The organism is Pseudoalteromonas sp. T1lg48, from assembly GCF_002964785.1.
In the GTDB taxonomy this organism is placed as follows: Bacteria; Pseudomonadota; Gammaproteobacteria; order Enterobacterales; family Alteromonadaceae; genus Pseudoalteromonas.
This window is the reverse complement of record NZ_PQCC01000001.1, coordinates 1-24,439: the sequence shown is the minus strand read 5'-3', so window position 1 is coordinate 24,439 and position 24,439 is coordinate 1. Positions and strand designations below refer to the sequence as shown.

The 24,439-nt window shown below is 48.8% G+C and carries 21 protein-coding genes; 7 read left to right on the top strand and 14 right to left on the bottom strand.

The window, feature by feature from the left end:
* Positions 1-86 precede the first annotated feature (86 nt).
* Positions 87-944 (top strand): LysR family transcriptional regulator, encoded by an 858-nt coding sequence (locus C2M29_RS00105; protein WP_105187786.1) that lies wholly within the window; start codon positions 87-89, stop codon positions 942-944.
* 155 nt (positions 945-1,099) lie between these two features.
* Positions 1,100-2,029, top strand: a complete 930-nt coding sequence (locus tag C2M29_RS00100) for a porin (RefSeq protein WP_105187785.1) — start codon at positions 1,100-1,102, stop codon at positions 2,027-2,029.
* A 50-nt stretch (positions 2,030-2,079) separates the two neighbouring features.
* On the opposite strand, the gene recG is transcribed toward C2M29_RS00100, so the two are convergent.
* The 3 genes from recG to asnC form a co-directional block, all read right to left on the bottom strand.
* Entirely contained in the window at positions 2,080-4,155 is a 2,076-nt protein-coding gene (gene recG, locus C2M29_RS00095; protein WP_105187784.1) for an ATP-dependent DNA helicase RecG, read from the bottom strand.
* A 64-nt stretch (positions 4,156-4,219) separates the two neighbouring features.
* Positions 4,220-4,915 carry a tRNA (guanosine(18)-2'-O)-methyltransferase TrmH gene (gene trmH / locus C2M29_RS00090; RefSeq protein ID WP_105187783.1) on the bottom strand — a complete coding sequence of 232 codons (696 nt, stop codon included), beginning with the start codon at positions 4,913-4,915 and terminating at the stop codon, positions 4,220-4,222.
* 79 nt (positions 4,916-4,994) lie between these two features.
* Positions 4,995-5,453 (bottom strand): transcriptional regulator AsnC, encoded by a 459-nt coding sequence (asnC, locus tag C2M29_RS00085; protein WP_105187782.1) that lies wholly within the window; start codon positions 5,451-5,453, stop codon positions 4,995-4,997.
* A gap of 158 nt (positions 5,454-5,611) precedes the next feature.
* Between asnC and asnA the strand changes: the two genes are divergently transcribed.
* Positions 5,612-6,604: an aspartate--ammonia ligase gene (gene asnA / locus C2M29_RS00080; protein ID WP_105187781.1), complete on the top strand. Its 993-nt coding sequence runs from the start codon at positions 5,612-5,614 to the stop codon at positions 6,602-6,604.
* A gap of 53 nt (positions 6,605-6,657) precedes the next feature.
* On the opposite strand, the gene C2M29_RS00075 is transcribed toward asnA, so the two are convergent.
* The 6 genes from C2M29_RS00075 to gmk form a co-directional block, all read right to left on the bottom strand.
* A complete protein-coding gene (locus C2M29_RS00075) occupies positions 6,658-7,095 on the bottom strand; it encodes a hypothetical protein (protein WP_199774837.1) in 438 nt (145 codons plus the stop codon).
* Between the two features lie 68 nt (positions 7,096-7,163).
* A complete protein-coding gene (locus tag C2M29_RS00070; protein WP_105187779.1) occupies positions 7,164-8,783 on the bottom strand; it encodes a DUF342 domain-containing protein in 1,620 nt (539 codons plus the stop codon).
* Between the two features lie 129 nt (positions 8,784-8,912).
* Positions 8,913-9,305 (bottom strand): RidA family protein, encoded by a 393-nt coding sequence (locus tag C2M29_RS00065; protein ID WP_105187778.1) that lies wholly within the window; start codon positions 9,303-9,305, stop codon positions 8,913-8,915.
* Positions 9,306-9,314: 9 nt separating this feature from the next.
* Positions 9,315-11,420 carry a bifunctional GTP diphosphokinase/guanosine-3',5'-bis pyrophosphate 3'-pyrophosphohydrolase gene (gene spoT, locus C2M29_RS00060; protein ID WP_105187777.1) on the bottom strand — a complete coding sequence of 702 codons (2,106 nt, stop codon included), beginning with the start codon at positions 11,418-11,420 and terminating at the stop codon, positions 9,315-9,317.
* A gap of 114 nt (positions 11,421-11,534) precedes the next feature.
* Entirely contained in the window at positions 11,535-11,810 is a 276-nt protein-coding gene (rpoZ, locus tag C2M29_RS00055; RefSeq protein ID WP_105187776.1) for a DNA-directed RNA polymerase subunit omega, read from the bottom strand.
* A gap of 76 nt (positions 11,811-11,886) precedes the next feature.
* Positions 11,887-12,507: a guanylate kinase gene (gmk, locus tag C2M29_RS00050; protein ID WP_105187775.1), complete on the bottom strand. Its 621-nt coding sequence runs from the start codon at positions 12,505-12,507 to the stop codon at positions 11,887-11,889.
* 278 nt (positions 12,508-12,785) lie between these two features.
* Between gmk and C2M29_RS00045 the strand changes: the two genes are divergently transcribed.
* Positions 12,786-13,676, top strand: coding sequence for a cation diffusion facilitator family transporter (locus C2M29_RS00045; protein ID WP_105187774.1), 891 nt, complete (start codon positions 12,786-12,788; stop codon positions 13,674-13,676).
* Positions 13,677-13,782: 106 nt separating this feature from the next.
* Here the strand turns inward: C2M29_RS00045 and C2M29_RS00040 are convergent, their stop codons facing one another.
* From C2M29_RS00040 to C2M29_RS00020, 5 genes are all read right to left on the bottom strand, one after another.
* Positions 13,783-16,422, bottom strand: coding sequence for a hypothetical protein (locus C2M29_RS00040; protein ID WP_105187773.1), 2,640 nt, complete (start codon positions 16,420-16,422; stop codon positions 13,783-13,785).
* Positions 16,422-16,943 (bottom strand): hypothetical protein, encoded by a 522-nt coding sequence (locus tag C2M29_RS00035; RefSeq protein WP_233998314.1) that lies wholly within the window; start codon positions 16,941-16,943, stop codon positions 16,422-16,424. The genes C2M29_RS00040 and C2M29_RS00035 overlap by 1 nt, the downstream gene beginning before the upstream one ends.
* Before the next feature lie 559 nt (positions 16,944-17,502).
* The gene (locus C2M29_RS00030) at positions 17,503-20,118 is read right to left on the bottom strand and encodes a hypothetical protein (protein WP_105187771.1); all 2,616 of its coding nucleotides are present in this window, start codon (positions 20,116-20,118) and stop codon (positions 17,503-17,505) included.
* Entirely contained in the window at positions 20,118-20,723 is a 606-nt protein-coding gene (locus tag C2M29_RS00025) for a hypothetical protein (RefSeq protein ID WP_105187770.1), read from the bottom strand. Before C2M29_RS00025 ends, C2M29_RS00030 begins: the two co-directional genes overlap by 1 nt.
* Positions 20,724-21,205: 482 nt before the next feature.
* Positions 21,206-22,066, bottom strand: a complete 861-nt coding sequence (locus C2M29_RS00020) for a YicC/YloC family endoribonuclease (protein ID WP_105187769.1) — start codon at positions 22,064-22,066, stop codon at positions 21,206-21,208.
* Positions 22,067-22,234: 168 nt separating this feature from the next.
* Between C2M29_RS00020 and rph the strand changes: the two genes are divergently transcribed.
* Genes rph through C2M29_RS00005 form a run of 3 tightly spaced genes read left to right on the top strand, consistent with a single transcriptional unit; the run spans position 22,235 to position 24,069 of the window.
* Complete coding sequence (gene rph, locus C2M29_RS00015) at positions 22,235-22,948, top strand: ribonuclease PH (protein ID WP_105187768.1); 714 nt, start codon at positions 22,235-22,237, stop codon at positions 22,946-22,948.
* A gap of 26 nt (positions 22,949-22,974) precedes the next feature.
* Positions 22,975-23,619, top strand: coding sequence for an orotate phosphoribosyltransferase (gene pyrE, locus C2M29_RS00010; RefSeq protein WP_105187767.1), 645 nt, complete (start codon positions 22,975-22,977; stop codon positions 23,617-23,619).
* Positions 23,620-23,676: 57 nt separating this feature from the next.
* Complete coding sequence (locus tag C2M29_RS00005) at positions 23,677-24,069, top strand: diacylglycerol kinase (RefSeq protein ID WP_105187766.1); 393 nt, start codon at positions 23,677-23,679, stop codon at positions 24,067-24,069.
* Positions 24,070-24,439: the final 370 nt, after the last annotated feature.

Genomic DNA, 24,439 nt, shown 5'->3' with positions numbered 1-24,439 from the left:
CCTTTTTACAAGAGATTTCGGCTGGAGTATGGTACAGAAGCTTGGTTTTATTAAACAAAAAATTTTTATCGTGAGGATAAAAACGAGTGGATATCGATTTACTTAAAACCTTTATCGAAGTAGCGCGCACCCGCCATTTTGGCCGGGCCGCGGAAAACCTCTATATTACCCAGTCTGCGGTGAGCTTTCGCATCCGCCAATTGGAGCAAAGCCTAGGGGTTAACCTGTTCTTGCGCCAGCGTAATAATATTCAACTGACGCCGCCGGGAGAGCGCCTATTGCCACACGCCAAACTGATCGTCACCGGGGTGCAGCGGGCTAAGCTGGATGTGGCTTTGGCCGACAATATGCGCCGCCAGCTAGCGCTCAGCGGTACCGCCAATATTTGGGATGCGTTTTTGCAATTTGGTATTGCCCATGTGGTCTCGGCCATGCCGGGGATCTCTCTGGTGGCAGAGGTGAAAAACCAACAAGAAAGCACGCGATTGCTACTCGAGCGCACCCTGGATTTGGCGGTGTTGTTCGACCTGCCTAAGGTGGACGAGCTCTGCGTGGAGCCCATTTGTACCTTGGATATTATTCCACTGTCGAGTTACCCGGATGCCACCGCAGAGACGTTTTTTAATAACCAATATGTGTTTGTGGATTGGGGCACGGCCTTCTCACTGTGGCATGCACGTAACTTTGCCAACTCGGCGCCCCCCTATTTTCGTACCAGTACCGGGCGTATCGCCCTGGAGCTGATCCTTCGCTGTGGTGGCAGTGCCTTTGTGCCCAGGGTGCAGGCGCAGCAGTATTTGGAGTCCGGTGAACTGTTTTTAGTTGAAGGTGTCCCCCAGACATCTCGGGATATTTTTATTGCCTTTCATAAAGATAATGAACAAAAAGATCTCATTGAAAAATTGCAGCTGCAACTGCAACTATTGGGCGAAGAAGTCACTTAAAAAAGAGCAATTTAAGACAAAAGCATGACGCTTTAGTTTCATCCTCGTGATGATTTATTGAACATTAAGTTTCAGCTGTCATATTTTTGTAATTTACCGCTGGCAGACTGCACGCATTGAAACACATGTTGCGATTTTTAATTGAGGAAACAACTATGCGATTTGCTCCTTCTGCTTTAGTAGTAGCGGTACTATCAGGTCTATCATTCAACGCGCTTGCCGATGTAAATATCTATGGTAAAGCCAATGTAACCATGCAGTCATCTGACGAAGGTGAAGGTTCATTCACTGAAATCAAAAGTAATGCGTCACGCCTAGGCTTCAAAGGTACTGAGAACCTAAGCGATGGCCTGGATGTAGTTTATAAGTTTGAATTTCAGGTAGATGTTTCTGATGCCGACTCAAAAGGCGACGATGACAACATTACTGCTCGTAACCAATATGTTGGTTTGAAAGGCAACTTCGGTCAGGTAGTCGTTGGTCGTAACGACACGGCGCTAAAGCAATCTCAGGGTAAAGTTGACCTGTTCAGCGACCTTGAAGCCGATATCAAAAACATCTTTAAAGGTGAAAATCGTCTAGGTAACTCGGTTACTTATACTTCAAACAGTTACGGTGGCGTTAAGCTAATCGCCAGCTACATCGCTGAAGATGACCTGGATGCTGAGGACGGTTACTCTGTAGCGCTTACTTACGGCGACCAAGGTCTTAAAGAAACTAAGTTGTTTGCCTCTATTGCAGCCGATAGTGACGTTAAAGGTTATGACATTGTTCGTGCTACGGTACAAACTAAGCTAGCTGGTTTTAAACTAGGTGCCATGTACCAAACTCAAGAGCCTGCCGAAGGCGGTGAAGACGCAGATGGTTTCCTAGTAAGCGCGGCTTACGCAATCGATAAAACTGTGCTTAAAGCTCAGTACCAAACCATGGACTTCGATGGTCTAGATCGCAATGGTATCACTGCGGGTGTGGACTACAAGTTCAACAAAAACACTAAGCTATTCGGTTTCTACACCAAGTTTGAAGACGATGCGTCGGAAAACGATGAAGATTACCTAGGCCTAGGTATCGAATACAAGTTCTAAGCCGAACTTAAAATTGATAAGCCCCGACAACCTTGGTTGCCGGGGCTTTTTTATGCCTGGGCGTAGCTGGAACGGCCGGCTAGCCAACGTTGGCTTAATGCCATGGCGGCTTGCGGGTGTTCGTGCAGTAGTCGCTTGGCCAAGGGGCGCAATTGCCCAATGAGGGCTTTATCGCGCTCTAAATCGGCAATTTTAAAGTCGGTCATGCCGGTTTGCTTGGTGCCCAACACCTCGCCGGGACCGCGGATTTCCAGATCGCGCTCGGCAATCACAAAACCGTCATTGCTGTCACGCAGCACCCCTAGGCGCTGTTGTGCCGTGTGTGACAGGGGCGCATGATACAGCAGCAAGCAGTGAGATGCGGCGGCACCTCGGCCGACCCGACCTCGTAGCTGATGTAACTGGGCCAAGCCTAAGCGTTCCGGGTTTTCAATAATGATCAGGCTGGCGTTGGGCACATCGACACCCACCTCTATTACCGTGGTCGCAACCAATACATCCAGCTCGCCATTTTTAAAACGCGCCATAATATTCTGCTTTTCATCCGCCTTTAAACGGCCATGTACCAGGCCGATGCGCAATTGCGGCAGGCGCTCGCTCAGCTCTTCGGCACTGAGTTGCGCCGCTTGGCATTGCAAAGCGTCGGACTCTTCAATCAGGGTACAGACCCAATACACCTGGCGGCCATGCTCTTGCACCGCGTGGCGCACGCGCTCGATAACATCGTCACGGCGGCTGTCGGGCACAGCTACCGTGGTCACAGGTGTGCGACCCGGCGGTAATTCGTCGATAATGGAGGTTTCCAGATCGGCATAAGCGGTCATCGCCAGGGTACGCGGGATGGGGGTGGCGGTCATGACCAGCTGGTGCGGGTAACAGTCGCCAAATTTGCCTTTTTCTCGCAGCGCCAGGCGCTGATGCACACCAAATCTGTGCTGCTCATCGATAATAATCAGCGCGAGATTGTTAAATTGCACCTGCTCCTGAAACAGGGCATGGGTGCCGATAATCATTTGCGCTTGACCACTTGCGATATCCGCGAGAATTTGCTCCCGCGCCTTACCCTTGGTTTTGCCGCCGAGCAGGGTAACCGTCAGGCCAAGCTCGTTAAACCAGCGACCAAAGTTGAGGGCATGCTGCTCGGCCAGGATCTCGGTCGGGGCCATCAGTGCCACCTGATATCCGGCGGCGATGGCGCATAAGGCGGAGAGTGCCGCTACCAGGGTTTTACCCGAGCCTACATCGCCTTGGACCAGGCGCATCATGGGGTAGGGCTGCTGCAAATCGGTTTTTATCTCGGCGACCACCCGTTGTTGGGCACCCGTAGGAGTAAAACCCAGGGAGGCCAAAAAGGCTTGCTCCAGCGCATGGCAGGGCGCCAGGGTGACGGCCTTGTGCGCTTGTGCTTTTTGCCTTAACGCCAGCAAGCTCAGGTTATGGGCGAGCAGCTCTTCAAAGGCGAGGCGCTGCTGCGCCGGATGCGAACCGAGATCCAGTGCCTGAATATCCGCGTCTATGGGAGGCTCATGGAGATAACGCACCGCATCATTCAGGGCCCAGCCAGCGGGGCGGTAATTTTCCGGCAGTAGTTCTTCTATGGGCGCGCGGGCCAAGACCTGCAACGCCTGCTCGACCAGGTTGCGTAAGGATAACTGTTTAAGCCCCTCTGTGGTTGGATAAACGGCGCTGAGGTGGCTTTGTGTGGGTAAAGAGTGGGCACTGTCGCTAATGCTGTATTCCGGGTGAGCCATTTCCAGCCCCGCCTTGCCACGACGCACCTCGCCAAAGCAGCGCATGATCTTACCGCTTTGCATGGCATTCTTTTGTGCCGCCGAAAAATTGAAAAAGCGCAGGGTGATGCGACCGGTGCCATCGTTTAGCTGACAGATTAACATGCGTCGTCGGCCGAAGGTGATACTGGCGTTTTCTATCGTGGCCACAATACATACATGAGTGTGAGGCAAGAGCTCATTGATAGGAACCACACGGGTTCTGTCTTCATAGCGCAGTGGCAGGTGCAGCAGCAAATCCTGCACGGTTTTGATGCCGAGCTTATTGAGGCGCTCGGCCATTTTCGGGCCCACGCCCTTAAGCTCGGTGATCGGGTAGGTATTGAGGCTCGACAATGGGCACGTCCTTGAATCGGTAATGACCTAAGTGTACTGATCCAAGGGGCTGCCTTTCAAGTAGTTACCCTTTTCGCTTGTAACGTAAAGTATTCCAAAAGGTGTCATCGGCGATGATTTCGCCCTCGTCGTCCAGCATGGGGTAGGCGAGACCCTTTTCCTTACATTGCTGGGCTATGATGGGGTGGCAGCCTTCAAACAACAAGCGGTGTTTAATGCTGGGGTCGAGCATATCGCGCTCGTAGCAATTTTTGGCTTCGCGTTGACGCTGCGCTTCATACAGGATCAGCGCCGCGGCCACTGATACATTCAGGGATTGCACCATGCCGCGCATGGGGATCACTATGTGCTTATCGGCATGGGCCAGGGCTTTATCCGAGATGCCATCGCGCTCCTGACCGACAATAAAAGCGGTGGGCAAGGTGTAATCGATATCGCGGTAGTCGACGGCGTCATCACTTAAGTTGGTCGCCAGCAACTGTACTCCAGGGATTTGCGCGCGAATGTTCGCCACCGCGGTGTCGATATCATCGTGCATATGCGTTTCCACCCAGTTTTTACTTCCGCCGGAGGTATTGTTGGTAAGACGACGCTGCTCTCTTGGCCAGACCGCGTGAACATGATGACAACCCACGGCATCTGCGGTGCGCACAATGGCAGAAAGATTATGGTGCTTATGCACCTCGTCTAAACACACGGTGAGATCGGTTTGTCGTCTGTCTAATACCTGTTTTACTCGGTGGTAACGCTTGTTGGTCATGGCCCAATTCGACTGCAATAAAAAAGTGACGGGATTATACGCTAATCTGGCAAGTGCAATCCAGCAGCATCAATGGGCCCTAGGGGGCGACGCTGCGATTAATGGGGTTTTGTAAGGAGATCAGGGTTTCCGTGGACTGAATCGCCTCAATGGCCTGGATCTTATTGATCAGCACGTCTTGCAGGTGCTCGATAGAGCGGGCCATCACCTTTATAAAAATGCTGTAGTTGCCCGTAGTGTAATAGGCCTCGACCACTTCTTCGAGCTCGCGCAGGCGTTCCAGCGTTTGCGGGTAATCGCGGGCGTTATTGAGATTAATGCCGATAAAACAGCAGACATCGTAGCCCAAACGTTTGGCGTCGACGCTGACTTGAGTACCGGTGATCACCCCGGCCTGACGCATTTTCTCGATGCGCACATGAATGGTGCCGGCGCTCACCCCACACTGTTTTGCCAATTCCGCATAGGGAGTACGGGCGTTGGTCATTAGGGCGCCAAGTATGGATCTATCGAGATTATCGAATCGATAATTTGTCATGGTAAAAAACGCCTTTATTTGAATGAAATCTAATATTTTTAAGTTAAATTGATTTTTATTTTTAAGTAAAGCTATTTCTTTTAGATGGTATTGAATGTTTGTTTGGTTGGAGTATTGTTTTTACTAACGAAGCAACTGTAGCAATGGGAACGAGGACCATGAGCCAAGAATTTATTCAACATCAACAAAGAATTAGTGCGGTTAAACAGATTTTTTCACAACAACTGGCCACCGTCTTAAACCTGGTCGAGGTGCAGGCGCCTATTTTGGCTGAGGTCGGTGATGGCCTGCAGGATGAACTGAGCGGCCATGAAAAAGCGGTCGCGGTGCAAGTGAAAAGCCTGCCGCAACAAAGCTACGAAGTGGTGCACTCCCTGGCCAAGTGGAAGCGCAAGACTTTAGGGGACTACGGCTTTAGCGTCGGTACCGGTATTTACACTCATATGAAGGCGCTGCGCCCCGATGAAGATCGTCTCAGCCCCATCCATTCCGTATATGTGGATCAATGGGATTGGGAAAAGGTCATTTGTGAGCGCACCGAGCGAAGTCTGGCCTCACTAAAAGAGACAGTGAGAAGCATCTATGGCGCCATTAAGGCCACCGAGGAATATGTCGGTCGCGAATTTGGCATCGCGCCGCAACTACCACAGCAGATCCACTTTGTGCATGCCGAAAAGCTGCGCCAGGAATACCCGGACCTCAGTGCTAAAGAGCGCGAACGCGCTATTTGCCAGCGTTTGGGGGCGGTATTTTTGATTGGTATCGGTGGTCAACTGGCCGATGGTCAACGCCATGATGTGCGGGCGCCGGATTATGATGATTGGTCGACTAGCGCTGATGAAGGATTGCCGGGGTTAAACGGTGACATCCTGGTATGGAACAAGGTGCTTGAAGACGCCTTTGAGATTTCTTCCATGGGTATTCGTGTGTGTCCCGAGTCTTTATTAACTCAGCTTGAGCTCAGCGGACAAAGCCACAAAAGCACCATGCCTTGGCATCAGGCGTTATTGGCGAAGAAGCTGCCGCAAACCATAGGCGGCGGTATAGGCCAATCGCGACTAGCCATGTTGCTCTTACAAAAAAGCCATATAGGTCAGGTACAAGTAGGTGTGTGGCCACAGGAGGTGAAGCAACGCGAGGCACTGCTGTAATTTCTCCCTAACAGGTCACGCCAGCAACGACCTACGTGCTGGCGTGACCATCATTATGGAGCCGAGTTTTCAAAAAACTCTTTGGCACGGTGCATCTCAGATTGCTTTGGTTTGTAAAGAATCCAAGGTCCTTCAGCATCTTTTTTGTAGCGCAGAACCGAGTTTTCAATGTCAAACTGGTAATAAGGGAATACTTCCCTGAGGTTAAAGAACATAGCTGGCGCAAAGAAAATGATATCAGCGGCTAAGTAACCGCCATTAAATTTTAGGGGTAGGATACCGTAAAATGGTTCTTTTCCTTTTTGTTCCGCCTTAAATTCATATTGGCCGAAACTGGTGGTGCTAAAAGTGTGTTGTTCATCGGCATCAACTACAAAGCTTGAATTCGTATCTATGCTAAGGGTCACGTCATTTTGTAGGGCTTCAAATTGCGTACTGGCCGAGCAGCCAGCCAGGGCAGATAGTACCGCCATTAATGCAAGTTTCTTCATTTTTATAATTCCGTTTTGAAGTAAGTTTCTAAGTTATTGAACGCTCTTCTGTATAAATGGAGGCAGGATTAACTGGTTTTAAACTCAATCTCTATTTTACTCTTTGCTATCTTTAGCACACAGGGTGGATATTGCCGCGCCGTTTTCAATGCCTTATCAAAAATCTGAATGGCAACCCCTGGGTTTAGCTTATGATGGGCGATAAGCTGGGCGTTATTTACCAGCGTGTTAAGCGCGTTATCCAGGGCGCTAAGTCTGGTTTCTAGTTCATCGGCCTGTTGCACCAGAGCCAGTTGCGTGGCACCGATTTTTTCGATTAACTGTTTTTTCTTGTCTTTATCTTTGAGGGCTTCGGCTTTTTCTAGCGCCTCCTGCAAGGTACGCAGCTTGGTGTCGTTTTCGTTTAAGTGTTGCACGTGGGTGTCATGCTCGGCGGTAATATCGGTGCCGCGGGCAAGCAGGTTAATGCGCATCTTGGCTCCCGACTCATTGCCGATTTCCCCAGCCTCCAAGCGACAGGCATCCAGGACTTCGCCGCCGAACAGTTTGCCATTGGGGTTATCGAGAGCGCCGACGATAATGCTGGCCATGGCCTTTAGTTGACAATGACTGGCCTGACGTTCGATATGTATATCATTGCCTTCGATATAGGCGTACTGGGCATGGCTAAGATAAACGCCATTAGCGGCGCTGATTTGGCAGGTCAGCTGTTGCTCATCCTGCTGATGGTTGGGGTGACCAAACGCCCCTTGTTTAATGCAGATATCGCCACTGGCGCTGAGTATGGCCGACTCCACCGTGCCGAGTACGGTTATGTCCCCCTTGGCGGTGACACGCATGCCTGGGGCGACTCCTTGGGTGATCAGCACAGAGCCATTAAAGTCGATATGGCCGCTTTTAACATTGACTTCGCCTATGGTGAAAATGTCATCGACACGCATGCCCTGATTGGTTTCAACCGGCACGCCGCTGATGGTGGCGATAAGTTCTAAAGGGTTATTGGGGTTGAGCTTGGCACCTTCCCCCGGGATCAGTTTCGATTGTTTACCTGGTTTGGGGGCCAAGATGTCACCAGTGACCGTATAGCCTTCTTTACCCGGGGTCGCGGGCTGTTGTGTCATCAGTAAGGCGCCGGGTTCAACGCTGGCCAGTTTACCAAAGTCACGCATATCGACGGTGCCATCGTCGCGGTGTTGCGGTCTATTGATGCGATCTTTTAGGGTGGCGGTTTCTTTGATCAGGGTGCTGTCTTTACCATCTGTGGGTAAGCGCCCTTTGGCCAGGGTGCCCTTAACCGCGGTGCCGGCGCCTAGGCGCAATTGTTGCTGCAACAGCTTTTCCAATAGCACCTGTTGATAGCCACGGCGTACACCGGCTGAGACGATGGCGCGCTTACCCTCATCCAGGGTGAGCATTTTGCCGCCCTGTGCCGTGGTGAGTCGGCCAATGGCACTCATTTTATCATCACTAATGCTCACTTCGAGTTGGGCGTCTACTTGTTTGGCGACTAAAAGGTGGTTGGTGTCGTGCTCACCGGCATAAAATTTATCAATTTCGGCGCTGGCAATATAGCAATTACCAAAGGGTGAATTTGCCAAGGCTTCAAGCAATAAGGCTTTCGACGGCGGCGGGGCGCTGTCGGCGTTGATATTAACTATTACCTGGCCATTGTCGGCTAATTCAAACACAAATAATTCCTTGCTAGCGCCAGACTTAGATGGGCGTGATTCTACTGTATGCAATTTACAAGGAGATTGGAAGATGTAGGAGGGGGAGACCATGAAATAACCCTGGGGTTATTTCATGGTTGAAGAGATTTAGTTGGTTGACGGTAATTCCATGATGCCATCAATCTCAACCTGAGAGCCTTTAGGTAGCTCTTTTACGCCAATTGCAGCGCGAGCAGGGTACGGAGTCTTAAAGTATTGGCTCATGATCTCGTTGACGATGGCAAAGTTGCTCAGGTCGGTCAAAAAGATATTTACTTTAACCATGTCCTGTAGCTCGCCACCAGCGGCTTCACATACGGCAATTAGGTTTTTAAATACCTGGTGAGTTTGCTCGGCAAAGTCGTCAGACACCATTTCCATAGTGCTTGGCACTAGAGGAATTTGGCCCGATAGATAAACGGCGGTGCCAACTTTAACGGCTTGGTTGTAAGTACCGATAGCCGAAGGAGCATTTTCGGTAGAAATGATAATTTTGTTCATGATTTTCCTTTATTTTTTTCTATAAACCTTTTGCACATCCGGCATTACCCGGATGCGACGCATAATATTGGCGACGTGAATTCGGTCTTTCACCGTCACGCCGAGGTCTATTACGTAGAGGTTACTTTCTTTTTCATCGGTTTGCAGTTCGACAATATTCGCTCCGGTAGAGGCCACTAAGCTGGTGAGCTTAGCCAGGGCACCCTGGTGGTTAATAATTTCCACCCGTAGCGTGGCGATGTATTCTTTCTCCGAATTGTCTTCCCACTTAACCACGAAATACTTTGATAACTCGTTGCGCCAGCCACGAATATTTTTACATTCCTGACGGTGTACGGTTAGTCCCTTACCTTGGCTGACGTAGGCGACAATATCGTCACCGGGCACCGGACGGCAGCATTTGGAGTAGTTTACCAACATGCCTTCGGTGCCTATGATCGCCGCCTTGGTCGAGGTTGCGAGCTTATCCAGGTCCGCTTCATCGCTCTGTAACAGGCGTTTGGCGACCAGTACGCTCATAATATTGCCACAGCCGATTTCCACCATCAGCTCCAGCACCGAGTTGACCTGATATTCTTCAAGCACCCGGTTAATGGTTTCGCTACTAATGTTGTCCAGTGAGTACTCGCCAAGGGCCGAGTCCAGGAGTCGGCGACCCAGTTGCAGCGCTTCTTCGTGGCGCTGATTTTTAAGATAGTTGCGCACGCATAAACGTGCCTTGGCGGTCACGATAAAGTTCAGCCAGGTGGCATTTGGATGCGCCCCTGAACTGGTGATCACTTCCACGGTTTGCCCGGTATCCAGAGGCTTACTAAGTGGGTGCGGCTTGCGGTTAACGCGGGCGCCGACACAGGTGTTACCCACGTCCGTGTGTACCGCATAGGCGAAATCCACCGCAGTGGCGCCCATGGGCAGCTCGACGATACGACCATCCGGGGTGAACACATAAATTTCTTCCGGGAACAGATCGGTTTTTACGTTTTCCACGAATTCGAATGATGAGCCGGCGCTTTGTTGCAGCTCCAGCAGGCTTTGCATCCACTGGCGCGCCCTTTGCTGTGCGGTGTGACCAGAGTTTTCGCCGGCCTTCTTATACATCCAGTGGGCCGCGACCCCTTTGTCAGCCATATGATCCATATCCAGGGTGCGGATTTGGATTTCTACGGGAATACCGTGCGGGCCGACCAGCGAGGTGTGTAACGATTGATAGCCATTGGTTTTTGGTACCGCAATATAATCTTTAAAGCGGGTTTCAATGGGCTTATACAGGTTATGGGTAACGCCGAGCACCCGATAGCAGGTGTCCATGCTGTCGACCACTATGCGAAAGGCATAGATGTCCATGACCTCGTTAAACATCAATTCCTTGTTCAGCATTTTACGATAAATGCTGTACAGGTGCTTTTCCCGTCCTGATACCTGGGCTTGAATACCCCACTCGCTTAGACGCGATTCGATCTCGCCCTGAATGTTAGAGATCACTTCCTTACGGTTGCCGCGAGCCTTGGCGACTTCTGATTTTAAGGCGCGGTAGCGCATCGGATACAGGGCCTGAAAGCCCAGATCTTCAAGCTCGTTCTTGATATCGTGAATACCCAGGCGGTTGGCGATAGGGGCAAAGATATCCAAGGTTTCGCGGGCGATGCGGCGGCGTTTGTCCGGGCGTAGGGCGCCCAAAGTACGCATATTATGGGTGCGGTCCGCCAGTTTGATCAGGATAACGCGAATATCTTGGGTCATCGCCATGATCATTTTGCGGTAGTTTTCCGCTTGGAATTCTCTTTTATCTTTGAAGCCCAGTTTGTCGAGCTTACTCACCCCTTCGACCAAATCGGCGACGGTTTCACCGAAGATTTCTGCCAGGTCTTGTTGTGAAAAATCCGTATCCTCGATGACATCGTGCATTAAGGCCGCCATCAGGGTTTCATGGTCCAACTTCATGTTGGCGAGGATTTGCGTTACTTCTACGGGGTGGGTGATATATGGTTCGCCGCTCGAGCGAAATTGTCCTTCGTGCGCTTCTCTGGCCACGACATAGGCTTTTTGCACTAGCGCCACGTCATCGGGGGCTAGGTATTCTGATATTTTTTTCTTGAGGCCTTCAAAGAGATACATTCACGCTCCAGGCACAACGAGGCGAAATTGATGATTAAGTGAATATACGATGAAAAGCGAGGAAAGCCAACGGCTGCAAGGAAAATGCAGCCGTTTACAAAGCATTATATGCGCTTATTGATTACCACCAACGATAGCAGCAACGGCAGCCATTTCGGCAGCTTCTTGGTTCTGCTGCTCCTGGCGCTCAATTGCGTCTAGGGTATCCGGGGTAATGTGACCGTTTTCGATTTCACGTAAAGCGATAACCGTAGGTTTATCGTTTTCCGCATCAACCATAGGGTCTTTACCACCTACCGCAATCTGGCGCGCACGACGCGCCGCGACAAGGATCAAGTCAAAACGGTTGCCAATTTTATCTACTGCATCTTCAACAGTTACGCGAGCCATGCTTCACTCCAAAAATTAATTCTGTAAACGCCTAGTTTACTGCAACACCCACTCCAGGCCAATACTTAGGCGGGTTTTATTTTAATAGTTCGTCGATTAGGGCACCGTGTTTGTGCTTTTGTGTGCTCAAGCGTAAACGGGTGGCGGCCACTATGGTGGCGATTTCATCGCGGGCGGTATCGAAGTCATCATTGACGACGACATAGTCGTATTCGTCGTAATGTGAGGTTTCCGATTGCGCTTTTTCCATGCGTGCGGCGATCACTTCGGCTGAGTCCTGACCGCGATTGGTGAGGCGGCTTTGCAGCTCCTGCTTCGATGGCGGCAAAATAAAGATGGTGGTGACATCTGGGGCCAATTCACGCACCTGACGTGCGCCTTGCCAGTCGATGTCTAGGAATACATCGATGCCGTTTTCCAGTTGCTGTTCGATGGCTGCCTTTGAGGTGCCATAGTAGTTGTCGAACACCTGGGCCCATTCGAAGAAATCATTATTGTCGATCAGCTCCTTGAATTGAGCTTGATCGACGAAGTGGTAATGTACGCCGTTTTCTTCGCCTGGACGCGGGGCGCGGGTGGTGTGCGATACCGACACCTGCATATTGGCATGACGCTCTAACAAGGCATTGATCAGGCTTGATTTACCTGCACCGGATGGCGCAGATAGAATAAACAAATTACCACGAACTTGGCTCATGATGTCTCTCTAATTCATAACAGGACGACTAAAAATAGCTCACTAGTATAACGGATTTCTGCTCCTGGGTTAATAATGAAGGTTAATAGCCCTAAGGCTACAGGGGATGCCCTTTGAGAGGGCGCTCAAAGAGGGTGATTCCTACGGCTGGTTAAGCAACAAAATTAGGTGGGCAGCAATAACAGCAGCACCTGTGGACAAAACTTAACGTTCGCACATTGCCTTTAATGGTCTTTTTACACTAACTTGATGATATTGACCGTGAGCAGGGGAAGCAGGTGCATTCACACAATCACCATCATCACCACGATATAGCCTCGGAGCGCATCGGCTGGGCATTCTTTCTAAACCTTGGTTTCACCCTGATAGAGTTTATCGGCGGATGGCTCACTAATAGTACGGCGATCATGGCCGATGCGGTACACGATTTAGGGGATAGTCTGGCTATTGGCAGCGCCTGGTTGCTTAACAAACTAAGTAACAAGCATGCCAATGCGCGCTTTACCTATGGTTATCGTCGGTTAAGCTTGCTCGGTGCCTTGCTGAATTCCCTGGTGTTGATTATTGGTTCAAGCTGGGTGATGGTGCTCTCCATACCTCGGCTTTTTAACCCGGTTATGCCCATGACCGAGGGCATGCTGTTGTTGGCGGTGCTTGGCATTGTTGTCAATGGCTATGCGGCGTTCAAACTGAGTAAGGGTAAATCCTTAAATGAAAAGGTGCTTAATTGGCATCTACTTGAAGATGTGCTCGGTTGGGTGGCTGTGTTGTTGGTGGCCGTGGTACTGACGTTTGTCGACTGGCCGATACTCGACCCCATCTTATCCATCCTGTTTACCCTGTTTATTCTCGTTAACGTGGCCCGCAACTTAGTGCAAACAATCAGGTTATTCCTGCAAGGTACGCCGGATCAGCAAACCCAGCTGAGGTTGGCGGCGTTGCTTGTGGAGCCCAAGGAAATCAGTACAGCTCATCATGTACATTATTGGTCCTTGGACGGTGAACATCATGTGCTTACCGCTCATTTGTGTTTGCGTGAGCAGCTCGACGCCGCAGAGGTAATGGATTTGAAGCGGCGTTTAGCAAAGCTTCTTGCCGACTTCGACTTGGCGCACACGACCTTGGAATTTGAATACCCCGAGGAGCAATGTCGTGACCATAAAGGCTAGCAGTAGCAGCGACCAGTAAGGCGACTAACAAGGAGCCGAGTTGGTAGGTTAGAAATAGAAAAATGGCCCGGTTAAGGGCCATTGTTTAGGACTCACAACACAGAGATTAATATCTGTCGTCTAGGTGTTCACAGCGACCAAATTCGGCACCGCCTTTAACTGCTTCTATAACTTGTTTAGGGAAGCTTAGTTCTTGGTTTACACCGCCTTGACATACAAAGGCTTTGTTGGCGTCAATCTCAATGGTGATTGGCGTAGAAGCTCCAACCAGACCAGCCATCATTTCTGAGCCATTGGCGCTGACACCAAAGATACCGTTAGTCATCAGGTTCTTAGCTTCAATCACACCTTGCTTAGCGAAGAACTCTTCACCCGTCATCCAGCCAATACCTTCTAGATAGATGGTTGAACCCGCTGGCATACCACCGATTAGAGTACGACCTGTGATAAGCGATAAATCGTCGTTGGCATCCATTACCATCATCAAAGGCAGGCCTGAATTTGCGGCAATGTCTTCATGGGTTAGGTTGAATGGCGATGCACACATGTTCATGCCGAAGTTAACAAAAGGTACATCGTCACACCAACGCAGGCCACCTAGTTCGGTGATTTCGTCGGTACCGGCATGCCATACTTTCACACCCTGACCGAAGGCTCTGCGACCAAAGCCACGTTGTGAACCGAAGGCGATGCGCTCACCATCTTGAGAAATAACCGAGGCATTGAGGGCTCCAAAGTCTTTAAACAAATCGCGTAATTTGCCATCGACCCAAGCCAGTTGCGAATTGTTATTGTTGCCCGAACCGGTAATGGTTTTACCATTGCCAGACACTTTGTCGGCGCGAACCCAGGCTTCTGTGCGCTCACCGTTGATAAGCACCTCATAACCATTACCCCATCTGCTAGGGATAAACTCTAAGCCATCCGTAAGCAGGGTTGCTTTACCTGTTTTGGTATCCCAAATCGTGGGCACACCGTATGACTGAGAAGCCTCGCCAGGCGCACACTCATTGCCGCCGGCAGTCGGTTTACGTGAGTTACCCACTACAATGTGACCTGTGTCATCCATATCCCAAATAGCATGAGAGCTCACGCTTGTCTGGCTGCCTAGCGCACAGGTGTTGTTGCTCGGGTCTTCTAACTCGGTTAATTGATTCGAACGAAGGTCCCAAATCGCACCTTGAGCAATGCCGTTGCCATCCATATCGGCCAGCACTGCGGCTTTTGTTGCCGTTTTATTCATTGCTGCATTGGTTGCTTTCAATGGGGCAAAGCCTTCGGGGGTGACCACTGTCTCAAAAGAGTTTTGCACGCTGTCATAGATAAAAGGAATGCCCGTTAGGGTCGTGCCCAGTGCCTTCTTACCATTCTTCGAGTGATCAACGACAAACGCAGAAATAAGTGGCGTGTATTGAATCCCGCTGTGATAACCATTGAAGTACATTTCTACTTCTTTGGTCTCACCGCCAGACACTATGATTTCAGTCATATCACAGGCTTGATCTAGCGCTGGAGACGTACCTTCATTCTCATTCCAGTATTCATTCTCTGAGATGATGCTCGTTGGCGTGGTTGGGTAACCACCGGCAATAATGGGATCCATATACAGAGCGTAGCGACCGCCCGGGGTTAGACCGCTGATAGTGAAAGAGCCGTCAGGACCAACCAGGCCTTGGGTCATGTTACCACTTTGCTGGGTGATCACGTCGTACAGTGGGTTATCCAGGTTACGCGCAACCATGTTCATACCCGAGTATTCAACACCGTCTTTGGTGTATAACTTACCCTTAATGGTGCCGTACTTGGATTTATAATCCGCAGTTGGGTAAAGGTCGGAAATGTTGACGATATCATCACGCACATTGACCGTACCTTGCTCTAGGCCTTCGACACCGCGCACGTTAATGAAGGGGTACATGGTTTCGATGCTGTCGGTTGGCGCTTGACCACGGTTAGTGTAAGTCGTTGTGCCTGTACAACCGGCGACACCATCATGGAGCGGGAACCAAGGTTTAGCTACGTAGGTAAAATGGCCGTTTGCTTGAGAGTGTGACATGTTCATGGCATGACCAAACTCATGCGTGAATACGCCTTGTACCATTTTGCCCTCGGTGTCATTGATATCGATATACCAGCCATTCATCAGCGCCGTCGCTTCGAGAATCTCACCGGTTTCTTCGTTGGCGATTTCTGGAAAGGCGATACCCAATACCTGGTCACGAGGAATACCAAAGTAATTCTCTAAAATAGCGCCATCGGTGTCATAGTTAACCCAAAAGCCGTAGCCATTTTCCGCGCTGTAAATCTGATCTACATTGCTGGCATTCACATCGCTAATACCCGTTTTACTCTCAATTGTTCCGGCGATGGCCATTGACAGGGTTGAGGTTTCAACGTTGGACCATTGAGCAACCGCATCGGCGGTTACGGCATTGGCCTGGGCGATGGTAAGAAAAGTATAATCGCGGTCAAGCGGGACGTTTTTTTCCAGCACTGTGCCATCGGGCAGGGTGATATCTACGTTGAAGGTAGAGCCCTTTTCAAGCACGGTAAAGCTTTCGACGTCGTTACCGTCTTTATCTTTGATAAGTTGACCGCCATCTGTCCACACTGGGATTGTGCCTTTAGAGGTATCCCACTTATAAGGCTGCATGGTTTTTTCATGAACATAAAGTGGGCCGCCTGCAATTGAGCCCATCGAGATGGTAGCAAGGGCGATGCCTGCTGCAATTTTTGAGAATTTCATTACTGCTGTACTCCTGCAAGTCGACCAACTAGGCCCATAAAGGTATCTACGTCTAGCGCCCCTGGGGTGGTAATAAGGTTGCGCTCTTCATCGGTAAATTTGGATGTGTCCATATCTTCAAACAAGCCGCTGTTTGCGAACTGATTAACGGCTTTGCCATTAGTGACCACAAACTTACCTTGAGCCATGCCTGCGGTGGTTTGGAAGCCGGTGATAGAGGCTGGTTTGTACATAAAGGCAATGACGGTTTCGCCTTCATGCCATTTTGCAAAGCCTTCAGGAGTCACACCCAGGTACACCTTGCCATTGCCCAAAGAGCGCGGCTTAAGCAGACCGAATTGGCGGAAGGTATAGGTTGAGTCGTCCTGCAACTTACCCTTGGCGTCACTGTTTACCGCAATGGTGACTTCGGTGTAGGGGCGCTTATTATCAAAGCCATCGGTTACTTTGATAACCTCGCCAGCGATGATGTTTTGCGAAGCCACGGTGAGCTCTTGCAAGTTTTGCTTCTTAAGCTTCATTGCATTAGCTGACGTAGCAAGTGATAAACCTGCAGCGACAGTCAATGCGATCGAAGCCTTTTTAAGTAATGATTTTGTTTTCATTGGACACTCTCCATTGATGAATGTGTAGTAATCATCGAGCTGTTAATAACATGTTTCGGTGGTGAACATTTATTGAACATTGTGGGTGAGTATTCAACGCAATTTATGTACACTTTTGTACAGGTGTAAACTTTTTAGCTGTGCCTGATGTAATTCGGTTTTATGTTTAAATTGATATAAATATCAATTGCTTGATGTTGTTTCTATCCCGGTTTTGAGGCCTGTCTATAACTGTGTCCTTACCTTATTTCGAGACGAGGTAAGTAGAAGATTTTGTTAACTTAATTGTTTCTATTTAGTGGAAATCTTGGGGGGAGGGTTTTTAATAACATATGGTTATTAATAAGTAAGTTTGTATAACTGTATTTTTATATTTATGCAGCTAATCACGATAAAAAAACAAGATCGAAAAGTCTAAGGTGGAATAGAAAAATGGCCCGGTTAAGGGCCATTACTTGGGGTCACAACATAAAGATTAATAGGTGTCGTCTAGGTGCTCACAGCGACCGAATTCAGCGCCACTTTTAACTGCGGCTATCACCTGCTTAGGGAAGCTCAGCTCCTGGTTAGTGCCATCTTTACAAACAAAGGCTTTGTTTGCATCGATTTCAATACTCATTGGCACACCCGCCAAGCCAGCCATCATCTCCGAGCCGTTGGCGCTCATCGCAAACCAGTTGTCGGTTAGTAGGTTCTTGGCTTCTACCACACCCTGACGAGCAAAAAACTCAGATGCTTTCATCCAGCCCAGACCTTCCATGTAGATGGCGCTGCCGCCATTGTAGCGGGCAGTGATCACGGACAGATCCTCATTGGCGTCGAGCGGAAGCATGCTAGGTACACCCAATACCGATGAGATGTACTCATGATCTAGGTTATACGGCGCTTCGCAGTAGTTGGTCCAGCGTTGAATATAGGGAATATCGTCACACCAGCGTAAGCTGCCTAAGCTCTTAATTTCATCAGTTTTGGTGTTCCAGACTTTGATGCCATCATATTTACGATTTCGGCCTTCACCAATCAGCGTATTAAAGGCAACTTGCTCGCCATCGGTACTCATTACGGCTGTGTCACGGGCACCATACATGGTGTTGATATCATGCAGTTCACCGTCAACCCAGGCCACTAGGCCCTGGCTGTTGCCAGTACCGGTGATCACTTCACCATTGCCCGAAATGGCATCGGCGCGGATCCACGCTTCTGTGCGACCGCCATTGATTTGCGCGTACATGCGCGAGCCATAAGAAGCTTTTACAAACTCTAGACCATTAAGCAGCAGGGTCGCTTTGCCTGTGTTGACATCCCATACCGTAGGGACTGCGTATGAGCTGGCGCCTTGTCCTGTTGCACACTCGTCTCCACCTGAATTGGGCTTACGTGTAACACCAACTATCTGCTTGCCTTCATCATCAATGTCCCAGATAGAATGAGAGCTGACACCTTGCTGGCTTGAAAGGTAACAAGTGTTGTTAGTTAGGTCTTCCAATACAGTTAACTTGCCGGAGCGAATGTCCCACACCGCGCCCTGGCCAATGCCATTGCCATCGAGATCTGCAACCACCGCTGCCTTGGTGGCAGTTTTGTTCATTGCCGCGGTTGTTGAGCTCAGCAGTGGCGCGCCGTTTTCAGCAAACATCAGGTCAAAGGTATTGTGAACGCTATCGTATACGAAAGGCACGCCACCATACGTGGTGCCGAGCGCCTTTTTACCATTTTTGGCGTGCTCGGTAACAAAGGCTTGTACGAGAGGGGTGTACTGAATACCGTCATTGTAGCCGTTGAAATGCATTTCAATTTCTTTAGTCTCACCGCCGGCAACAACGATCTCAGTCATATCACAGGCATTGTCTGTTGCTGGTGATGAGTTTTCGTTGCTGTTCCAATACTCAGACTCGGAAATAAGCGCGGATGGGGTGGTTGGGTAGCCACCGGCACGAATTGGCTCCATATATAGCGCATAACGGCCGCCAGGTGTTAAGCCATTGATGGTGAACGAGCCATCGGGGCCGATACGACCTTGTGTCATGTTACCCGTTTGCTGAGTGATCACGTCGTACATGGGGTTATCCAGGTTACGGGCGATCATGTTCATGCCCGAGTACTCAACCCCATCTTTGGTAAGCAGTTTACCCTTGATGGTACCGTATTTGGTTTTGTAATCCGCAGTTGGGTAGAGGTCGGAAATATTAACAATGTCATCACGTACGTTGACAGTACCTTGCTCCGCACCTTCAGCGCTGCGCACGTTGATAAATGGGAACATGGTTTCAATGCCATCGGCTGGAGCTTGGCCTCGACGTGTGTATTCGTTAGTCGTGCTGCAGCCAGGTACACCATCGTACTGAGGGCTCCAAGGGGAGGCTATATAGGTTAAATGGCCATTTGCTTGCGAGTGAGACATATTCATAGCGTGACCGAATTCATGGGTAAATACACCCTGAACCATCTTGCCTTCGGTGTCGTTGATATCTATGTACCAACCATTCATCAGTGCCGTTGCTTCGGTGATTTCACCGGTTTCTTCATCGGCCCACTCAGGGAAGGCAATCCCCAGTACCTGGTTACGAGGGATACCAAAATATTCTTCCAGAATTGCGCCATCACTGTCGTAGTTAACCCAGAAGCCATAACCATTTTCCGCACCATAGATCTGGTCTACATTAGATGCATTAACGTCACTGATGCCAGTTTGGCTTTCAATGGTGCCTGCAACGGCCATATCCAAGGTTGACGTTTCAACATTTGACCATTGGGCAACGGCGTCGGCAGTTACGGCGTTAGCTTGAGCAATCGTCAGGAAGGTGTAATCGCGATCTAGGGTTATGTTCTTAGGCAGGACCTCACCATCAGGCAGCGTGATATCAACGTTGAACTTAGTGCCTTTCTCTAAAATGGTGAATGCTTGAACATCGTTACCATCTTTGTCTTTAATGAGTTGACCACCGTCGGTCCATACAGGGATGGTTCCGTTTGCGGTATTCCACTTGTATGGTTGCATTGTCTTTTCGTGGATATATAGAGGGCCACCGGCAAGTGCTCCGGCAGACAGTGTGGCTAAAGCAATACCTGCTGCAAGTTTTGAAAATTTCATTACTGCTGTCCTCCCGCTAATTTACCGATCAAATTCATAAAGACATCAACTTTCACGGCGCCAGGATTAGTGAGCATATTACGCTCTTCATCAGAAAATTTTGATGTATCCATGTCTTCAAATAAGCCCGTGTTCGCAAATTGGTTTACAACTTTGCCATCGCGCACAACAAACTTACCTTGTGCCATGCCCGCGGTCGTTTGGAAGCCGGTAATAGAAGCCGGTTTGTACATAAAGGCAATCACGTTTTCACCTTCGTTCCATTTGGCGAAACCGTCCGGTGTAACGCCTAAATACACCTTGCCGTTGCCCATTGAGCGTGGCTTTAGCAAGCCAAACTGGCGAAAAGTGTAGGTTGAGTCGTCCTTTAGTTTGCCTTTGGCATCACTGTTGACCGCGATGGTGACCTCGGTATAAGGGCGTTTGTTATCGAAGCCATCGGTGACTTTAATGACTTCGCCGGCGATGATGTTTTGTGACGCGGAAGTGAGTTCTTCTAGGTTTTGTTTTTTCAGCTTCATAGCATTAGCCGAAGTAGCAAGCGATAAACCCGCCGCAACCGTTAGCGCAACTGAAGCCTTCTTGAGCATGGATTTGGCTCTCATTGGACATTCTCCGTTGATGATTTTTTATTATTCACCGAGATTGTTATTATATTTTCGGTGGCTTTTAGTTATTTAATAATCGGCGTTGGTGGTCAATTTATTATGTGTACCATTTTGTGTTTAAATTGTGTTGAATTGTGTTGGTTGTTTTTTTTGATTGTCATTTTTTATTTTATTTTCTTTTTAAACAGTGGGTTACAATTTGGTCTTTGACCTGGGTAAATTAATGATAGAGTATTTGTTCAGTTTTTTTGGTTTTTAGATATTTATTTTCATTTAAATTTTAAGGCTGTTTTTAATTCTAAAGTTTTATATTTCATTTAATTATATTTTTTGTTTTTAATATGAATTAACGAGATAATGAAGATAAATAAGCATTAAAAACATGTGCTTGTAAAAACTCGTTTGCTTGAGCAAAACAGGCAAAAAAAAACCCCGCATGATGCGAGGCTGGTTAAAACGTTTAATTTCGAGCGGAGGGCTTATTCAATATTCTGAATTTGCTCACGCATTTGCTCAATTAAGACCTTTAATTCAACGGCGGCGTTGGTGACTTCGGTGTTAATCGACTTTGAAGCAAGGGTGTTCGCTTCACGGTTAAACTCTTGCATCATAAAATCAAGACGTCGACCACAGGCACCGCCTTTTTTCAGAATCTTATGGGTTTCCTTTACGTGTGATTTCAGGCGGTCGAGCTCTTCGGCTACGTCTTGCTTTTGTGCTAAGTAGATAAGTTCTTGCTCTAGGCGGTTTTCATCGATCTCGGCCTGCAGTTCTTCAAGCTTTTGCGACAGCTTCTCGCGTTGCCATTTGATCACTTCCGGCATGTGCGTTTCAACTATGGCCACTTGCTCAAGGATGGCATCTAAGCGGGTGCTGATCATCTGCTCCAGGTTTTCGCCTTCGCTGCCACGGGCGGCTTTAAATTCTTCGATGGCGCTGTCTAGGCCGGCAACTAATTCACCTTGCACCACATCCATATCCATTTCTTCGGCTTCCATTACACCGGGCCAGCGTAGAATATCCACTGGGTTAATATCGCCTTTACTTTGCGCTTGTACCCATTGAGCACTCTTTACCAGTTGTGAGGCCAATGATTCATTGATGTTGAGCTCACCGACATGGGCTGGGTTGGCGGCAAATTTTAGGAAGACCTCTACCTTGCCCCTTTGCAGGTTCTTTCGCAGGCGTTCACGGATCACAGGCTCTAAACCACGAAATTGCTCTGGGGCGCGAATAAAAGTTTCCAAGTAACGTTGGTTTACGGAGCGGATTTCCCAAGTTCCGGTACCCCATTCGCCTTTCACTTCTTGGCGAGCATACGCAGTCATGCTGTGGATCATGAATGATTTCCTAATTTTGAATAGCAGTATCGCTATGATTATACCTTAACAAAATGTGAGCTCTAGCAGAATTTTCAGGCAAAAATGGTCATTTTCATAAAAGTGCCGTGGCATAGCCGCGGGTGAACACATATAATGAACGAAATTTTTTATTGAAGGGGATAGTGAATGCGTCCAAGTGAAAGAACACCTAATCAAATTCGCCCAGTGACCTTTACACGCCAATACACCATGCATGCCGAAGGTTCGGTGTTGGTTGAGTTTGGTAATACCAAGGTTTTATGTACGGCGAGTGTTGAAGCTGGTGTACCGCGCTTTATGAAGGGCCAGGGTAAGGGTTGGGTTACCGCAGAATACGGCATGTTGCCACGTTCTACCCATACTCGTAATAACCGTGAAGCGGCGCGTGGTAAACAAGGTGGACGTACCATGGAAATTCAACGCCTGATCGCGCGCGCGTTACGTGCGGCGGTTGATTTGAAAGCCTTGGGTGAAAACACTATCACCATAGATTGCGACGTGATTCAAGCCGATGGCGGTACGCGTACCGCGTCAATTAGCGGTGCCTGTGTTGCGCTTGTTGATGCCCTAACTTATATGCGTAGCAAGGGTATGATCAACACCAATCCGCTCAAGCACATGATTGCGGCTATTTCCGTGGGTATCTATAACGGTGAGCCAATCAGTGACTTGGAATACTTAGAAGATTCTGCGGCGGAAACCGATATGAACGTGATTCTGACCGAAACCGGTAAAATCATCGAAGTACAGGGCACCGCAGAGGGTGAACCATTCTCATTCGATGAGCTTGAGCAAATGCTAAGCCTGGCGAAGCATTCTATTCGTGAAATCATCGATATCCAAAAGCAAACCTTGGCTTAACCCCTAACAGCTTGACGAGTAGAGTAATGAAAGAATATCAAAAGCAGTTTATTGAATTCGCACTAGCCAAACAGGTCCTTAAGTTTGGTGAGTTCACCTTGAAGTCTGGACGCACGAGCCCGTATTTCTTTAATGCTGGCTTATTTAATACGGGCAAAGACCTGGCCAAATTAGGCCGTTTTTATGCCGCAGCCCTGGAAGATGCGGGTATCGAGTACGACTTATTATTTGGTCCTGCCTATAAAGGTATTCCAATTGCGACTACCACGGCGGTTGCTTTGGCGGATCATTACGATAAAGACGTGCCTTATTGCTTTAATCGCAAAGAGAAGAAAGACCACGGTGAAGGCGGTAGCTTGGTCGGCTCTGAGCTTAAAGGTAAAGTAATGCTGGTGGACGATGTGATTACCGCGGGTACCGCGATTCGTGAGTCCATGGAAATCATTGCGGCTAATGGTGCGGATCTGTCCGGCGTCCTAATTGCACTAGACCGTCAGGAAAAGGGCAAGGCTGAATTATCGGCGATTCAAGAAGTAGAGCGCGACTTTAATACGCAGGTTGTCTCTATCGTAAAGCTGGCCGACCTGATTACCTATTTGGAACAGCAAGGTGATATGGACGAGCACCTGCAGGCGGTAAAAGCGTACCGCGACCAGTACGGTGTTGCCTAACATATATTAAGAGCCCCTTCATTGGGGCTTTTTTTTGGCTGAAGAAAAGAGTATGCAATGCAAGTAAACTCCAATAAACCTAATGGTCAGGGCATAGGGCGACTATTTAAAGCGTTACGTTGTACTTATCTCGGTTTAAGCGCTGCTATAAAAGAAGAAGCCGCTTTTCGTCAAGAACTGGCCCTGGTTCTGATCTTATTTCCTTTATCCTTTGTTATTGCCAACGACCCCTTACATTGGGTGGCACTGGTTGCAGTGCTATTACTGGTATTGGTCGTTGAGTTAATCAACTCGGCGATAGAGGCCCTAACGGATAGAGTCTCTACAGATATGCATATACTATCCGGGCGAGCCAAGGACATGGGTTCTGCCGCAGTGTCTTTAACTTTATTAATCGCAGCTTTGGTTTGGGGCGTCAGTATCTATCAATATGTAGTGGGTGTTTTATAAGCACAAAAACACTTAAAACAGCATAAAAGGCCATTTAAAGGATATTTAATGGCCTTTTTTAATGCCTTTTGTGTGTAATTTGCGCAAACGATCTATTTTTTGCAATTTTCTTCAAAAAAGGGCTTGCGTCGAAATCGAATCTCCCTATAATGCGACCCCACTGAGACGGCAGGCAGCAACGCATAGCGAGGCGCTAGCGACTCAGGGAGTCAAGTAAAACTGGGTTTTAAGAAACTTTAAACTTTCTCAAAATTAAGTGTTGACAATAAATTAGGAAAGCGTAGAATGCGCAGCCCTAACGCGGTGAAAGCCGCAGCGACAACGAGTCGCAACGTTCTTTAAAAATATGAAGCAATCATCTGTGTGGGCA

Bases quoted from the DNA above. Each gene is read 5' to 3' on its own strand.
- C2M29_RS00005 (WP_105187766.1), top strand. From the start codon at position 23,677: ATGCAAGTAAACTCCAATAAACCTAATGGTCAGGGCATAGGGCGACTA.
- gmk (WP_105187775.1), bottom strand. From the start codon at position 12,507: ATGAGCCAAGTTCGTGGTAATTTGTTTATTCTATCTGCGCCATCCGGT.
- C2M29_RS00020 (WP_105187769.1), bottom strand. From the start codon at position 22,066: ATGATCCACAGCATGACTGCGTATGCTCGCCAAGAAGTGAAAGGCGAA.
- asnA (WP_105187781.1), top strand. From the start codon at position 5,612: ATGAGCCAAGAATTTATTCAACATCAACAAAGAATTAGTGCGGTTAAA.
- rph (WP_105187768.1), top strand. From the start codon at position 22,235: ATGCGTCCAAGTGAAAGAACACCTAATCAAATTCGCCCAGTGACCTTT.
- C2M29_RS00075 (WP_199774837.1), bottom strand. From the start codon at position 7,095: ATGAAGAAACTTGCATTAATGGCGGTACTATCTGCCCTGGCTGGCTGC.
- C2M29_RS00100 (WP_105187785.1), top strand. From the start codon at position 1,100: ATGCGATTTGCTCCTTCTGCTTTAGTAGTAGCGGTACTATCAGGTCTA.
- rpoZ (WP_105187776.1), bottom strand. From the start codon at position 11,810: ATGGCTCGCGTAACTGTTGAAGATGCAGTAGATAAAATTGGCAACCGT.
- trmH (WP_105187783.1), bottom strand. From the start codon at position 4,915: ATGACCAACAAGCGTTACCACCGAGTAAAACAGGTATTAGACAGACGA.
- pyrE (WP_105187767.1), top strand. From the start codon at position 22,975: ATGAAAGAATATCAAAAGCAGTTTATTGAATTCGCACTAGCCAAACAG.
- spoT (WP_105187777.1), bottom strand. From the start codon at position 11,420: ATGTATCTCTTTGAAGGCCTCAAGAAAAAAATATCAGAATACCTAGCC.
- C2M29_RS00030 (WP_105187771.1), bottom strand. From the start codon at position 20,118: ATGAAATTTTCAAAACTTGCAGCAGGTATTGCTTTAGCCACACTGTCT.
- C2M29_RS00040 (WP_105187773.1), bottom strand. From the start codon at position 16,422: ATGAAATTCTCAAAAATTGCAGCAGGCATCGCCCTTGCTACCATCTCG.
- C2M29_RS00065 (WP_105187778.1), bottom strand. From the start codon at position 9,305: ATGAACAAAATTATCATTTCTACCGAAAATGCTCCTTCGGCTATCGGT.
- C2M29_RS00025 (WP_105187770.1), bottom strand. From the start codon at position 20,723: ATGAGAGCCAAATCCATGCTCAAGAAGGCTTCAGTTGCGCTAACGGTT.
- asnC (WP_105187782.1), bottom strand. From the start codon at position 5,453: ATGACAAATTATCGATTCGATAATCTCGATAGATCCATACTTGGCGCC.
- C2M29_RS00035 (WP_233998314.1), bottom strand. From the start codon at position 16,943: ATGAAGCTTAAGAAGCAAAACTTGCAAGAGCTCACCGTGGCTTCGCAA.